The sequence below is a fragment of the Roseivivax halodurans JCM 10272 genome (assembly GCF_000521785.1).
Lineage (GTDB): Bacteria > Pseudomonadota > Alphaproteobacteria > Rhodobacterales > Rhodobacteraceae > Roseivivax > Roseivivax halodurans.
In genome coordinates, this window is record NZ_JALZ01000003.1 from 189101 (window position 1) to 202973 (window position 13873).

Here is a 13873-nt window from a genome sequence, read left to right on the forward strand (position 1 = left end):
TTCCGCGCTTACGCATCGAAGCCGAGGACCCTGTGGACGTGCATGCGCACCGAATTGAGCGCGTGCCGGACCACCGGGCGAAAAGGTTTCACTCGCATCTCGCTGTCATAGCCCCACCGCTCGAGCGCCTGTTCCTGATGTTTCGGCATCCGCCAGCCAGGATAGGTGCCGTTGCGGTCGGCGAGGGGCGGGTCGTCCAGCGCCGGGGCGTCGATCTGGAGAAACGCGGCAACGGCCCGCCGGTATCGTTCGGGCTCCGCCACAAGATCCTCGTAGCGCAGGACCATGACGTGGTGCAGGTGTTCGATATCCTCCGCCACCACCTCATGCGCCGCGATCCAGTGGTCGACCGACGCATCCTGACCGAGGTCGACCCATTTCGACACCGCCCCATGCACCGCCTGCGGGTGGCGCACGATCAGAACGAAATGAGCGAGCGGAAAGAGCTGCTGGTAGAGCCGCGTTCGCAGGAGGTTCACCGGCGACTTCTCAACGCGCCAGTATGTCCCCGGCTGGAACCAGCGCGACCAATCCTCCTCCATCCGCTGCCGCACGGCGAGCGTGTCGTAGGTCGATCCCTCCACATGGTGCTGCGCCGGATCCGTTCCGAAATGCATCGGCATCCCGTGGCGCGCGGTATGTGGGATCGCGCCTTGCAGATAGACCCCCTCGCGCTCCGGAACCGGCGCGTCAGTGATCCCGGCGATCCCTGGAAGATCCTCGATCATGCGCGTGAGCGGCGAGGTGCCGGAGCGGTGCAGCCCTCCGACGAAGACGTATCTGTGAGAATTCATGCTGTCTCCGATGAGGGTACCCCGCCGCAAACGGTAAAGCGGGGGGCCGGTTCCGCCCGTTGCGGATTCGCATCCGGGATCCGGAGGCGATCCGGTCAGGATCGATCGACGCCGGGCGCGCGTTCACGGCTCAAGGAGGATTGCCATGCCCGTCGCCCTCGTCACCGGAGCCTCTCGCGGCCTCGGCGCCACCATCGCTCGCACGCTCGCCGCCGACGGCTGGTCGGTCGCAGTCAATTACGCCAGAAATGCAGAGGCCGCGGAGGCGGTCGCAGGCGAGATCCGCGCGGCGGGTGGACACGCTGAACCGGCTGGGTTCGACGTCACCGACAAGACAGAAATCGCCACGGCGATGGCCGAGATCCGCGAGAGCCTCGGCCCGGTCGACCTTCTTGTGAACAACGCCACCGGCCCGCAACCGACTATGCCGCTCATGGAGCAAAGCTGGGAGGATCACGCCGCGCAGCTCGACTTCTTCGTCAATGCGCCGCTCCTGCTGGTGAAGGCGTGTCTTCCAGACTGGCGCGCGCGAGGAACGGGACGCATCGTCAATATCGGCTCGGAGGCGGCGGAGACGGGGCCGGCCGAATTCGGGCATTACGCGGCCGCAAAGGCCGCCATGCTGGGGCTGACCCGATCCTGGGCCTCGGAACTGGCGCCGGACGGGATCACCGTGAACCTCGTCGCTCCCGGGTTCACCCCGGTCGAACGGCACGCGGATGTCGGTGAGGAGGACCGCGCCACCTATCGCGAGGGGGTTCCGCTGGGCCGGTTGGCGGAGCCTGGCGATATCGCCGGAGCGGTCGCGTTTCTCGCCTCCTCGCGCGCGGATTTCATCACCGGCCAGCGGCTCGCGGTGAATGGCGGGCGGACTTTTCACTGAATGCCCCCGCGTTTTCACTTTGATGATCAAGGGCTTCCAATTGTCGCACCCGGCAGCCGCGAAATGTCAATCGAGCGGACCTTTTCAGGAACGTTTACGTCGAGGCCGTCGTTGCCCTTTTGACCAGAATACTTTTCGAGTCAGTTCATGTCCAAAGATACCACCAACCGTCGGTCGGTCCTCGCGGGTCTGACCATCCTGCCCGCCGCTGCCGTTGCGACACCTGCCGCGGCCGAGAAGCCGGACGCGCTGAAGCCTGACGGGACCAGTCGGCACGATCCCGTCATGCCGGATTCGGATCATACCCGGACCTACCTCGCGCTCGCGCGCAGCTGATACCAACGCCAGGGAGACCGCATTGCTCAAGCGCCGGACCGCCCAGACTCGCCCCGCTCGCCCTCATTTCGCCGGCGACGCCGGTGCGGGAGTGTCGCGCCGCGGATTTCTCAAGCGCTCCGGCCTCGCCGTGGGCGGTCTGTCTGCCATCGGAGCCACGGGAGGGCTGGTAGCCCGGGCCCAGGAAACCGCGCCCGCCAATATGGGCGAAATCGTCCGCCGCAAGACCGTCTGCCCGTTCTGTTCGGTCGGCTGCTCGATCTGGGGTGAGGTTCAGGACGGCGTCTGGGTCGGTCAGGAACCCGCCTTCGAGAGCCCCATCAATCAGGGCACGCACTGCGCCAAGGGCGCCGCCACCCGCGAGATCGCGCTCGGCGAGCGGCGGCTCAAATATCCGCTGAAGCGAGAAAACGGCGAATGGGTCCGCATCTCCTGGGACCAGGCCCTTCAGGAGGTCGGCGACAAGCTGATGCAAATCCGGGAGGAAAGCGGCCCGGATGCGGTGGAATGGCTGGGATCGGCCAAGTTCTCGAACGAGGCCGCCTACCTCTTCCGCAAGTTCGCAGCGATGTGGGGCACCAACAACGTCGATCACCAGGCGCGGATCTGCCATTCGACCACCGTCGCGGGCGTGGCCAACACGTTCGGCTACGGCGCGATGACGAACAGCTACAACGACATCCGGAACTCGAAGTCGATCATCATCATCGGCGGCAACCCGGCCGAGGCCCACCCGGTCTCCATGCTGCACGTGCTGAACGGCAAGGAAAACGGCGCGCCGCTGATCGTGGTCGATCCGCGTTTCACCCGCACCGCCGCCCATGCCGACGAATACGTGCGCATCCGCCCGGGTGCCGACGTCGCCTTCCTCTGGGGCCTCGCGAAGATCATTCTCGACAACGGCTGGGAGGATAAGGAGTACATCGCACAGCGTGTCTACGGGATGGACCGGATCCGCGAGGAGGTCGCCCAGTGGACTCCCGAGGAGGTCGAGAAGGTGTCGGGCATTCCGCCCGAGCAGCTCGAGCGCGTGGCGCGGACGCTTGCCGAGAACCGCCCGGGCACGCTGATCTGGTGCATGGGCCTCACGCAGTCGAGCATCGGCAACAACAAGACGCGGGCCGCGTCGGTGATCCAGCTGATCCTCGGCAATATCGGCAAGACCGGCGGCGGCGCGAACATCTTCCGCGGCCACGACAACGTGCAGGGCGCGACGGATCTCGGCGTCTCCTGCGACACGCTTCCGGCCTATTACGGCCTCAAGGAAGGCGCCTGGAAGCATTGGGGCCGGATCTGGGACGTCGATTACGAATGGCTCAAGAGCCGCTTCACGTCCAAGGATCTGATGGAAGCGCCCGGTATTCCGGTCAGCCGCTGGGCCGACGGCGTGATCGAGGAAGGCGAGGCGCTCGACCAGCCCGCGCCGCTCCGCGCCGTCATCTTCTGGGGACATGCCTCGAACAGCCAGACGCGCGGTCCCGACCGGCGCGAGGCCTGGAAGAAGACCGACCTCGTCGTCGTGGTCGATCCCTACCCCACCCAGATCGCGGTCGAGGCCGACCTTCAGGACGGCATGTACCTGCTACCCTCGGGCACGACGATGGAAATGTCGGGCTCCGTGACGAGCTCGAACCGGTCGATCCAGTGGCGCGAAAAGATCATCGACCCGATGTTCGAGGCCAAGGCCGACCCCGAGATCCTCTACCTCTTCGCCGAGCGCTTCGGCTTCGCCGAGCAGATGTTCAAGCACATCTCCGTCGACGGCGCGATGCCGAGCCCCGAGGATACGATGCGCGAGATCAATCGCGGCACCTGGACCATCGGCTATACCGGCTGCAGCCCCGAACGGCTCAAGACCCATATGGCGCAGCAGGACAAGTTTGACTCGATCACCCTTCAGGGAAAGGGCGGATCGGTCGAGGGCGACTATTTCGGCCTACCCTGGCCGTCCTGGGGCCCGCCCGAGATGGGCCATCCCGGAACGCCGAACCTCTACGACACCTCCAAGAGCGTTGCCGAGGGCGGCCTCACGTTCCGCGCCCGCTGGGGTGTATCGCATGACGGCGACAACCTTCTCGCCGAAAACAGCTACTCCAAGGATTCCGATATCCAGGACGGGTATCCCGAAATCACCGTCCACATGCTCGAAGCGCTCGGCTGGGCAGACGAGCTCACCGACCGCGAAAAGCTGATGATCGTCGCCGTGGCCGCGGACCGCTTCCGTTGGGAGATGTTCGACCTGGCGGACGACGAGGTCTCCGGGGCGATGACGCGCCTCGAGGACGAGGTCCGCCGCCAGCAATCGAAGGGCGAGAGCAACAGCGTCGAGGGCGCGTGGCAGAATTCGAGCGGCGGCGGCGCCGAACGGATGCAGCCGAACGAGGCGCGCTCCGCGTTCCCCAACTATCCCGACAATGCGCTTGCCGCGATCGAGGCCTATCTTGCGGCGAACCCGCAGACCGATGCGGCCGACGACGCGACGCTGGCGGAAAAGATTGCGCGGATGAACTGGAAGACCGACCTGTCGGGCGGTGTCCAGCGGGTTGCGATCGCGCACGGGCTCGCGCCCTTCGGCAACGGCAAGGCCCGCACGATCGTCTGGACCTTCCCCGACGAGGTGCCGCAGCACCGCGAGCCGCTCTACACGAACCGCCGCGATCTGCTGCCGAAATACGCGACCTTCGCGGACCAGAAGATCTGGCGCCTACCCTCGCTCTATCAGTCGATCCAGGAGAACGACTACAGCGAGGAATTCCCGATGCAGCTCACCTCCGGCCGGCTCGTTGAATTCGAGGGCGGCGGCGACGAGACCCGCTCGAACCCGTGGCTCGCGGAGTTCCAGCAGCAGATGTTCGTGGAGATCAATCCGGCAGACGCCGACGCCGCCGGGCTCGTCGATCACGACTGGGCATGGGTCGCGACTCCCGAGGGCCGGATCCGCGTGAAGGCGATGGTCACCAACCGGGTCGGGCCCGGGGTGGTGTTCATGCCCTTCCACTTCGCCGGGTTCTGGATGGGGGAGCCGATCCACGAGAATTACCCCGAGGGATCGAAGCCCTACGTTCACGGCGAGGCGGTGAACACGGTTCAGACCTACGGATACGACATCGTGACGCAGATGCAGGAGACCAAAGCCACTCTCTGCCGCGTCGAGAAAGCCTGAAGGAGGCCCAATGGCCCGCGCCAAGTTTCTCTGCGACGCCGAGCGCTGCATCGAATGCAACGCCTGCGCGACCGTCTGCAAGAACGAGCATGAAGTGCCCTGGGGGATGGTCCGCCGCCGCGTTGTGACCATCGATGACGGCGAGCCGGGCGAAAAGTCCATCGCCACGTCCTGTATGCACTGCACTGACGCGCCCTGCGTGTCGGTATGCCCGGTCTCGACGCTCTACCAGACCGACATAGGCGTGGTCCTGCACGACAAGGACACCTGCATCGGCTGCGGCTACTGCTTCTACGCCTGCCCGTTCGGCGCGCCGCAATTCCCCAAGGCCACGCTCTTCGGCAGCCGCGGCAAGATGGACAAGTGCACCTATTGCGCCGGCGGCCCCGAGGAGGACCATTCCGAGGAGGAATACCGCAAGTACGGCCGCAACCGGATCGCCGAAGGCAAGCTGCCGATCTGCGCCGAGGTCTGCTCGACCCGCGCGCTTCTGGCCGGTGACGGCGAGACCATCGGCGAGATCTACCGCGAGCGCGTGGTGCATCGCGGCTTCGGCTCCGGCGCCTGGGGCTGGAAGACGGCCTATTACCCGGAGGACGGAGCATGAGCATCACCGACGGCGGCGTCAGGGGCCGCGACTTCGTGGGTTACCGCATCGCGGGCGCTATCTCGGCGCTCGTCTTCATCCTGCTCCTTGCCTGGGCTGTCTTCGAGATCTTCGACGGCGACAGCTTCGTCCGCCCCGAAGTATCGATGCAGGCGGCGGGCACCGAGGGCGAGGCCATCGCTGAGCGCAACCAGGGCACGCTTCTGGCGTCGGAGGTGCTGACCGCAAGGACGAAGATGCTGGACGAGCGGTTCCGCACCGGCCCGTCGCCCGAAGGCGAAACGCCCGAGCTTGCGGGCGGCGATGCGCGCATCGTCAGCACGCCACTCGAGGACGGCACGGCGCTGACCAGCGCCTGGGCGGTACCGAGCGCGGACGACGCGGCGATGTTGCAGGCGGCCGGCAGGGTCGAAGGGCTCTCGTCGCTGCCCTACGCCAACGCCGCGCTCTACGAACGTCCCGCGGGGCGCGACTGGCGCATCGGCATCTCGGATTTCGTCACCCATCTCGGCGCCATCGCGATCCTCGGCATGGCGTTCCTTCTGTCGGCCATACTGGCGCTGCGCGGCCGCGTTCCGATCCGTCAGGGCAAGTCCGGCCGGACGGTCAAGCGCTTCGGCCTTCTCGAACGCACGACCCACTGGATGACCTCGGTGAGCTTCCTGGGCCTCGCCTTCACCGGCATCGCCATCGCCTACGGCGAGACGCTCTTCGTGCCACTCGGCGAGCGCGTGATGGGCACGCTCGGCTGGTGGTCGACCTGGGGGCACGTGCTCTTCGCCCCGACCTTCTTCCTCGGCATCCTGCTGATGATCGTGATGTGGACGCACCGCAACCTGCCGTCGAAGCTCGACCTCAACTGGCTCGCCAAGTTCGGCGGCATGTTCTCGGACGATGGCGACCATCCCCCGGCGAAGAAGTTCAACGCCGGTCAGAAGCTCATTTTCTGGTCGGCGGTTCTGGGCGGCCTCGTGCTGGTCGCAACGGGCGTCACGCTAATGTTCCCCTACTACTTCCTCGGAATCGAGGGCATGAGCTGGGCCATGCTCATCCATGCCGGTCTTGCGGTGCTGATGATCGCGATCTTCCTCGGCCACATCTATATCGGCTCGATCGGCATGCACGGTGCCATCGACGCGATGTGGAGCGGCAAGGTCGACCGCAACTGGGCGGAGGAACACCATTCGATCTGGCTGGACGAGATCGACACGCAGAGGAGCCCGGCCGAATGAAGGGATTTCTTGCAGGCACCGCCATCGTGGCGCTCAGCGGCGTTCTGACCTTCTTCGGTCTTCGCACCTTCGACCAGTCGACCGCCGAGCGCTACAGCGACGGATCCGTCGTCCTTCTGGACCATGCGACCTCCTGGGAAGGCACGGTCACACATACCGGGGAATGAGGGAGTGACGGGCCCTGCCCGTCACCCCACCTTGCAGGCGGCGAGCACGGCCATGTTGAGCACGTCGTTCGCCGTCGAATTCGTCGAGCAGATCTGGATCGAGTGATCGATGCCGGCAAGGATCGGTCCGATGACCGTGGCGCCGCCCATCTCCTGCATGAGCTTGACCGAGATCGACGCCGAGTGGCGCGCCGGCACGACGAGGATGTTGGCCGAGCCTGTCAGGCGCTGGAACGGATAGGCCTCGCGCGCCTTGGCGTTGAGCGCCACGTCCACGGTCATCTCGCCCTCGTATTCGAAGCTCACCTTGCGCCCGTCGAGCACCTCGGAGGCGCGTTGCATCTTCTCCGCCCGCTCCGAGACCGGATAGCCGAAGGTCGAGAACGACACGAAAGCCACCCGCGGCTCCAGTCCGAGATGCCGCGCGACGTCCGCGCTGCGCTCCGCGATATTGGCAAGGTCGTTCTCGTCGGGCCATTCGTGGACGAGCGTGTCCGCGATCAGCACGATGCGTCCGTTCTGGAGGAGCGCCGTCACACCCGCCGCGCCGTGGGCCGCATCGACGTCGAAGACGTTGTTGATGAGCCGTACAACATGGGCCGACTTGCGCGTCGCTCCGGTGACCAGCCCGTCGCCGTGGCCATGCGCCAGCATGAGCGCGGCAAAGACGTGGCGGTCGCGCGCCGCCATGCGGTGGACGTCCTGCCGGTCCTGCCCGCGCCGCTGCAGGCGGGAATAGAGGAAATCCTTGTAGGTCTCGAGATGCCGGCTGTTGGCGGCGTTCACCACGTCGAGCTCGCGCACCGCGTCTCCCATCCCGGCCGCTTCGAGCTTCTCGGCCACGTCCGCCTCGCGCCCGACGACGAGCGCCTTCCCGAAGCCGTTCCGCTGGTACATGACCGCGGCGCGCAGAACCCGCGGGTCGTCCCCTTCGGCGAAGATCATCCGGGCCTGCGCGGCCCGCGCCCGCGTGGTGATGCCCTGCAGGATCGAGGCGGTCGGATCGAGCCGCTGCTTGAGGTGCTGCTCGTACCCGTCCATGTCGACGATGGGACGCCGCGCCGCGCCGGTATCCATCCCCGCCTTCGCCACCGCGGGCGGGATGCGGTAGATCAGCCGCGGATCGAAGGGCGTCGGAATGATGTAATCACGCCCGAAGGTCAGCGCCTTGGAATAGGCGACCGCAACCTCGTCTGGCACGTCCTCGCGCGCCAGCGCGGCGAGCGCCTCGGCGCAGGCGATCTTCATCTCGTCGTTGATCGCGCGGGCATGGATGTCGAGCGCCCCGCGGAAGAGATAGGGAAAGCCGAGAACGTTGTTGACCTGATTGGGGTAATCCGACCGGCCGGTCGCGACGATCGCGTCAGGGCGGACCTCCTGCGCCTCCTCGGGCGTGATCTCGGGGTCGGGGTTCGCCATGGCAAAGATCACCGGCTTGTCGCCCATGCCCTTTACCATTTCCTGCGTGACCGCGCCCTTCACCGACACCCCGAGGAAGACGTCCGCGCCCTCCATCGCCTCTTCGAGCGTGCGCAGGTCCGTGGCGACCGCATGGGCCGATTTCCACTGGTTCATGCCCTCGGTGCGGCCCTGATAGATCACGCCCTTGGTGTCGCAGACGATGCAGTTCTCGTGCCGCGCGCCCATGCTCTTCAGGAGTTCGATACAGGCGATGCCGGCCGCGCCGGCACCGTTGAGAACGATGCGACAATCCTCGATCTTCTTGCCCGAAAGATGCAGCGCGTTGATGAGGCCCGCCGCGCAGATCACCGCGGTGCCGTGCTGATCGTCGTGAAAGACGGGGATGTCCATCTCTTCCTTGAGGCGCTGCTCGATGATGAAACATTCGGGCGCCTTGATGTCCTCGAGGTTGATCCCCCCGAAAGTCGGGCCCATGAGCCTGACCGCCTGGCAGAAGGCGTCCGGATCCTCGGTGTCGAGCTCGATGTCGATCGAATTCACGTCGGCGAAGCGCTTGAAGAGCACCGATTTGCCCTCCGTCACCGGCTTCGAGCCAAGCGCGCCGAGATTGCCGAGGCCGAGCACCGCGGTTCCGTTCGAGATGACAGCGACGAGATTGCCCTTGTTGGTGTAGTCGTAGGCGAGCTCGGGATCGCGCGCGATTTCCTCGCAAGGCACGGCGACGCCCGGCGAATAGGCGAGCGAGAGGTCCCGCTGGGTGGTCATCGGCACCGTGGCCTGCACCTCCCACTTGCCCGGCTCGGGCTCGAGGTGAAAGGCGAGCGCTTCCTCGCGGGTGTATTTCTGTCTCGACATGCCTCTGCTCCCCTTTTGTCCATCCCTCTTAGCGCGGCACGGTCGGCGCGGCCATACGGGCCCTGTTCTTTGCATCCGCCGCGTGGCAGGAAGTTGAGCGAGCACGCATCCGGCAGGTGGCCCGAATGGCAACATCACATTCCCCGAAGCGCCGGACAGGCGGGAGCGTCACCCGGTCGTCGAACGGGGTGATCTGGCGAGAACGCGCGGTCGGTGCGATCCTGACGGTCCTCGCCGTGCTTCTCGGGCTCGGGCTCTTCAGCCACCTCGTGCCAAACGAGAACCAGTTCCTCGGCACCCTGAGCCGGATCGCCGACAGCATGCGGCCCTGGCTTCTGATCCTCGCGATCCTTCTCTCCCTCGCGCTTCTGCCGTTGCGCGCCTGGCGTTCGGCGGCCATCACGTGTCTCGTCGCCCTGACCGGGCTCGGGAGCATCGCCTGGGATTACCGCAGCCGCAGTGTCCCCTGGGCGGAGCAGGCGGACCTCCGGGTCCTCTGGTTCAACGTTCTTAACGACAACGAGATCGCGCCGGACCGTATCGAAACGGAACTGCGGAACAGCGGCGCCGAAATCATCGTGCTGACCGAAGCGATGCCCGCCTACGAGATGAAGGATCGTCTCGCCGACCTCTATCCGCACGTGATCGGCTGTCGCAGTCAGACCAGCTGCCCGATGATGATCCTGTCCCGGCTCGAGCCCGAGGCGGTGGAGGAGGAGCGCCCCACCGGACCGACGCGGAGCCTCTTCGGCTTCACCGTCTCCCCCGAGGGCCATCCCCCGTGGACATCGTCGCGGCGCATCTCGTCAAACCCTGGTACCTGAGTGTCGCGGCGGGAGAGGCGTCCTACGCGGCGCGCATTCTGAAGCGCGGGCCCCGCCAGCGGCCGCTGCTCGTCGTCGGCGACTTCAACGCGGCCCCGTGGAGCCGCCGCGTCCGGAGTTTCGAGGAAACGCACGGGCTTCGCCATCCGCCCCGCCCCGTCGGCACGTGGCCGGCCTCGCTCGGCAATTTCGGCGTGCCCATCGACCACATGCTGGTCCGCCGCGGGGTCCGCTTCGCGTGGCAGAAGGCGTGGGGCGGCCATCTCGGCTCGAACCACCGGGGCCTGCTGGCCGGAATCGCCCTCCCCGATCCGGAAGACGGGTGAAACACGGGACCCCGGCTCTACCTGAGCGACAGCCCAACCTGGAGAGCGCCCATGTTTCGTACCGCACTCGATGCCGTTCCATCCCGGACCGAAGACGGAGCGGTCAACGTCTTCGTCGAGACGCCGAAGGGCAGCCGCCACAAATACGACCTCGATCCGAGCGGCCTCTTCCGCATCGGGCTGGAACTGCCCGAAGGGGTGAGTTTCCCGTTTTCCTTCGGTTTCGTTCCGAACACGCTGGCCGAGGACGGCGACGCGCTCGACATCATGCTGGTGACCGCGGGAAGCGTGCCGTCGGGCGCTCTGATCGAAAGCCGCCTCATTGGTGTGCTGAAGATGGAGAACGACGAGGACGGCGTGATGGCCCGCAACGACCGCGTCGTCGCGGTCGCCAACATGTCGCGCATCTTCGGCGGCACCCAGACTCTCTCCGACATGCGCGACGGGTTCGCCTGGGATCTCGAGGAATTCTTCGACACCTACAACCGGATGATCGAGCGCCCCTTCCGCATCGTCGGCCGCGGCGAGAGGGACGAGGCGATGGACATGCTGGAGAAGGCCGAGGCCCGGCAGACCAAGACCTGAGGCGCATTCCTCTGTCCAGCGGCCCTTCCGTGACGGGAAACCCGCTTTCGCGCATCGCCGCCCCGTTCTACTCTCCCGCCCCGAACGAGCGGAGGGACGCATGACCGCGGCGACGCCGATGATGGCGCAATATCTGGAGATCAAGGCGCAATACCCCGACGCGCTGCTGTTCTACCGGATGGGCGATTTCTACGAGCTCTTCTTCGACGACGCCGCGGCGGCGGCCGAGGCGCTCGACATCGCGCTGACGAAGCGCGGCAAGCACGCAGGCGACGACATTCCGATGTGCGGCGTTCCGGTGCATGCGGCCGAAGGCTACCTCCTGACGCTGATCCGCAAGGGATTTCGCGTCGCGGTCTGCGAACAGATGGAAAGTCCCGCCGAGGCCAAGAAGCGCGGCCACAAATCCGTGGTCCGGCGCGACGTGGTGCGGCTCGTGACGCCGGGAACACTCACCGAGGAGACGCTGCTCGAGGCGCGCAGGCACAATTACCTCGTCGCCCTCGCGGATGTCCGCGGCGACTGGGCCCTCGCCTGGGCCGACATCTCGACCGGCGCGTTCCACGTGATGCCGCTCTCGCGCGCCCGGATCGGCGCCGAGCTCGCCCGGCTCGCCCCTTCGGAAGTGCTGCTGTCGGAAGCGGGCGAACAGGAGCTGCGCCCCGTCATCGACGATCTCGCGCTGATGCCGACCACTCTGGGCCGCGCCTCCTTCGACTCCGGGTCGGCCGACACGCGGCTCTGCGCCCTCTACGGCGTTGCGAGCCTCGAGCCCTTCGGCACCTTCTCGCGCGCGGAGCTCTCGGCCATGGGCGCGCTCGTCGACTATCTCGACATCACCCAGAAGGGAAAGCTGCCGCTCCTGCGTCCGCCGCGCTCCGACAACGTCTCGCGGCTCCTGCAGATCGACGCCGCGACCCGACGGAACCTCGAGCTGACGCACGGGCTCTCGGGCGGCCGCGCGGGCTCGCTCCTGTCGGTCATCGACCGCACCGTCACGGCTGGCGGGGGGAGGCTTCTCGAGCGGCGCCTCTCGGCCCCCTCCTGCGATCTCGGGGCGATCCACGCGAGGCAGCAGGCGGTAAGCTGGGCGCTGGAGAACGCCGCGCCCGCCGACGCTGTCCGGAGCGCCCTGCGCGGCGCGCTCGAACAGGCCGAGGCGCTGTCGAGCACGCTCAGCGATCTCGACCTCCCCGACCACCTCGCAGCGGAACGCAGCGCGCTGACCGGCTTCGACGACCTCCTCGACATATTCGACATCGCACTTGTCGCCGAGCCGCCCCTCCTCGCCCGCGACGGCGGGTTCATCGCCCCTGGCTACGAGTCCGAGCTCGACGCCGCCCGCGAGCTACGGGACGAAGGCCGCGGCGTGATTGCCCGCATGCAGCAAGACTATGCCGGGCAGACCGGCATCACGTCGCTGAAGATCAAGCACAATAACGTGCTCGGTTACTTCATCGAGACGACCGCCGCGCATGCCGAGAAGATGCTGGCGCCGCCGCATTCCGAGACCTTCATCCACCGCCAGACCACCGCCAATCAGGTGCGCTTCACGACGGTCGAGCTCTCCGATCTCGAAACCCGCATCCTTAATGCCGGCGGACAGGCGCTCGAGATCGAGAAGCGGCTCTTCGCGGAGCTTCGGGCTGCCGCACTCGATCATGCCGCTGAGCTCGGAACGCTCGCCGCCGCGCTGGCCGAATTCGACCTCGCCACGTCGCTTGCCGATCTCGCGCGGACAGAGGACTGGACACGGCCCCAGGTCGACGACAGCCGCATCTTCGCGGTGACGGGCGGACGGCACCCCGTCGTCGAGAAGGCCCTCCGCGCTCAGGGCGGCCAGCCCTTCATCGCCAACGATTGCACGCTTTCGCCCGAGGGCGACGGCGCGGCTCTGGAGCTTCTGACCGGCCCCAACATGGCGGGCAAGTCGACCTATCTGCGGCAGAACGCGCTGATCGCGATCCTCGCGCAGATGGGTGCCTACGTGCCCGCGGAAAGCGCGCGGATCGGCGTCGTCAGCCAGATCTTCAGCCGGGTCGGCGCCTCCGACGACCTCGCCCGGGGCCGCTCGACCTTCATGGTCGAGATGGTCGAGACGGCGGCGATCCTCAACCAGGCCGACGAGAGGGCGCTGGTGATCCTCGACGAGATCGGCCGCGGCACCGCGACCTATGACGGGCTCTCGATCGCCTGGGCCACGCTCGAACACCTGCACGAGGTCAACCGCGTGCGCGGCCTCTTCGCCACCCATTATCACGAGCTGACGGCGCTGGCGGGAAAGCTCGGCGGAGTGCGGAACGCCACCGTCGCGGTCAAGGAATGGGAGGGCGAGGTCATCTTCCTGCACGAGGTCCGTCCCGGCGCGGCCGACCGCTCCTACGGGGTGCAGGTCGCCCAACTCGCCGGATTGCCGCCCGCCGTCGTCGCGCGCGCGAAGTCGGTCCTCGACGCGCTCGAAGCCGGGGAGCGCGACCGCAGCCGCCCGAAGGCCCTGATCGAGGATTTGCCGCTCTTCGCCGCCGTGGCCGAGGCCTCTGCCCCCGCAAGAACCGGTCCGAGCCCGCTTGAGGACCGACTCGCGCAGCTCGTCCCCGACGACATGTCGCCGAGGGAAGCGCTGCAGGCGCTCTACGATCTGAAAGCCGCGGCACAGACGTGAAAGACCCCCGGTTTCAC

Annotated in this window: 12 protein-coding genes; 10 read left to right on the forward strand and 2 right to left on the reverse strand. The window is 66.8% G+C overall.

Annotated elements, in window-relative coordinates; genetic code table 11:
* Positions 1-8: 8 nt before the first annotated feature.
* Positions 9-794, reverse strand: a complete 786-nt coding sequence (locus OCH239_RS04880; protein WP_037259439.1) for a sulfotransferase — start codon at positions 792-794, stop codon at positions 9-11.
* 145 nt (positions 795-939) lie between these two features.
* Between OCH239_RS04880 and OCH239_RS04885 the strand changes: the two genes are divergently transcribed.
* The 6 genes from OCH239_RS04885 to OCH239_RS22545 all read left to right on the forward strand — a co-directional run bounded on the left by OCH239_RS04885 (position 940) and on the right by OCH239_RS22545 (position 7182).
* Positions 940-1677, forward strand: a complete 738-nt coding sequence (locus OCH239_RS04885; RefSeq protein ID WP_037259441.1) for an SDR family oxidoreductase — start codon at positions 940-942, stop codon at positions 1675-1677.
* A gap of 147 nt (positions 1678-1824) precedes the next feature.
* Entirely contained in the window at positions 1825-2013 is a 189-nt protein-coding gene (locus tag OCH239_RS04890) for a hypothetical protein (protein ID WP_037259443.1), read from the forward strand.
* Between the two features lie 22 nt (positions 2014-2035).
* On the forward strand, positions 2036-5176 hold the full coding sequence (locus tag OCH239_RS04895; RefSeq protein WP_037259445.1) for a formate dehydrogenase subunit alpha: 3141 nt from the start codon (positions 2036-2038) through the stop codon (positions 5174-5176).
* Positions 5177-5186: 10 nt separating this feature from the next.
* Positions 5187-5783, forward strand: a complete 597-nt coding sequence (gene fdh3B, locus OCH239_RS04900) for a formate dehydrogenase FDH3 subunit beta (protein WP_037259446.1) — start codon at positions 5187-5189, stop codon at positions 5781-5783.
* Entirely contained in the window at positions 5780-7015 is a 1236-nt protein-coding gene (locus tag OCH239_RS04905) for a formate dehydrogenase subunit gamma (protein WP_051489268.1), read from the forward strand. The genes fdh3B and OCH239_RS04905 overlap by 4 nt, the downstream gene beginning before the upstream one ends.
* Positions 7012-7182, forward strand: coding sequence for a hypothetical protein (locus tag OCH239_RS22545; protein WP_157577799.1), 171 nt, complete (start codon positions 7012-7014; stop codon positions 7180-7182). Before OCH239_RS04905 ends, OCH239_RS22545 begins: the two co-directional genes overlap by 4 nt.
* Positions 7183-7203: 21 nt before the next feature.
* Here OCH239_RS22545 and OCH239_RS04910 read toward each other — a convergent pair whose 3' ends face one another.
* Positions 7204-9459: an NADP-dependent malic enzyme gene (locus OCH239_RS04910; protein ID WP_037259447.1), complete on the reverse strand. Its 2256-nt coding sequence runs from the start codon at positions 9457-9459 to the stop codon at positions 7204-7206.
* A 125-nt stretch (positions 9460-9584) separates the two neighbouring features.
* Between OCH239_RS04910 and OCH239_RS04915 the strand changes: the two genes are divergently transcribed.
* From OCH239_RS04915 to mutS, 4 genes are all read left to right on the forward strand, one after another.
* Positions 9585-10283, forward strand: a complete 699-nt coding sequence (locus tag OCH239_RS04915; protein WP_157577800.1) for a hypothetical protein — start codon at positions 9585-9587, stop codon at positions 10281-10283.
* A complete protein-coding gene (locus tag OCH239_RS04920) occupies positions 10241-10609 on the forward strand; it encodes an endonuclease/exonuclease/phosphatase family protein (RefSeq protein WP_037259449.1) in 369 nt (122 codons plus the stop codon). The genes OCH239_RS04915 and OCH239_RS04920 overlap by 43 nt, the downstream gene beginning before the upstream one ends.
* Before the next feature lie 51 nt (positions 10610-10660).
* On the forward strand, positions 10661-11194 hold the full coding sequence (locus tag OCH239_RS04925; protein ID WP_051489270.1) for an inorganic diphosphatase: 534 nt from the start codon (positions 10661-10663) through the stop codon (positions 11192-11194).
* A 100-nt stretch (positions 11195-11294) separates the two neighbouring features.
* Positions 11295-13856: a DNA mismatch repair protein MutS gene (mutS, locus tag OCH239_RS04930; protein WP_037259450.1), complete on the forward strand. Its 2562-nt coding sequence runs from the start codon at positions 11295-11297 to the stop codon at positions 13854-13856.
* Positions 13857-13873 lie beyond the last annotated feature (17 nt).

Excerpts from the sequence above, each read along its gene's own strand:
- OCH239_RS04880 (WP_037259439.1), bottom strand. The coding sequence starts at position 794 with ATGAATTCTCACAGATACGTCTTCGTCGGAGGGCTGCACCGCTCCGGC.
- OCH239_RS04885 (WP_037259441.1), top strand. The coding sequence starts at position 940 with ATGCCCGTCGCCCTCGTCACCGGAGCCTCTCGCGGCCTCGGCGCCACC.
- OCH239_RS04890 (WP_037259443.1), top strand. The coding sequence starts at position 1,825 with ATGTCCAAAGATACCACCAACCGTCGGTCGGTCCTCGCGGGTCTGACC.
- fdh3B (WP_037259446.1), top strand. The coding sequence starts at position 5,187 with ATGGCCCGCGCCAAGTTTCTCTGCGACGCCGAGCGCTGCATCGAATGC.
- OCH239_RS04905 (WP_051489268.1), top strand. The coding sequence starts at position 5,780 with ATGAGCATCACCGACGGCGGCGTCAGGGGCCGCGACTTCGTGGGTTAC.
- OCH239_RS22545 (WP_157577799.1), top strand. The coding sequence starts at position 7,012 with ATGAAGGGATTTCTTGCAGGCACCGCCATCGTGGCGCTCAGCGGCGTT.
- OCH239_RS04910 (WP_037259447.1), bottom strand. The coding sequence starts at position 9,459 with ATGTCGAGACAGAAATACACCCGCGAGGAAGCGCTCGCCTTTCACCTC.
- OCH239_RS04915 (WP_157577800.1), top strand. The coding sequence starts at position 9,585 with ATGGCAACATCACATTCCCCGAAGCGCCGGACAGGCGGGAGCGTCACC.
- OCH239_RS04925 (WP_051489270.1), top strand. The coding sequence starts at position 10,661 with ATGTTTCGTACCGCACTCGATGCCGTTCCATCCCGGACCGAAGACGGA.
- mutS (WP_037259450.1), top strand. The coding sequence starts at position 11,295 with ATGACCGCGGCGACGCCGATGATGGCGCAATATCTGGAGATCAAGGCG.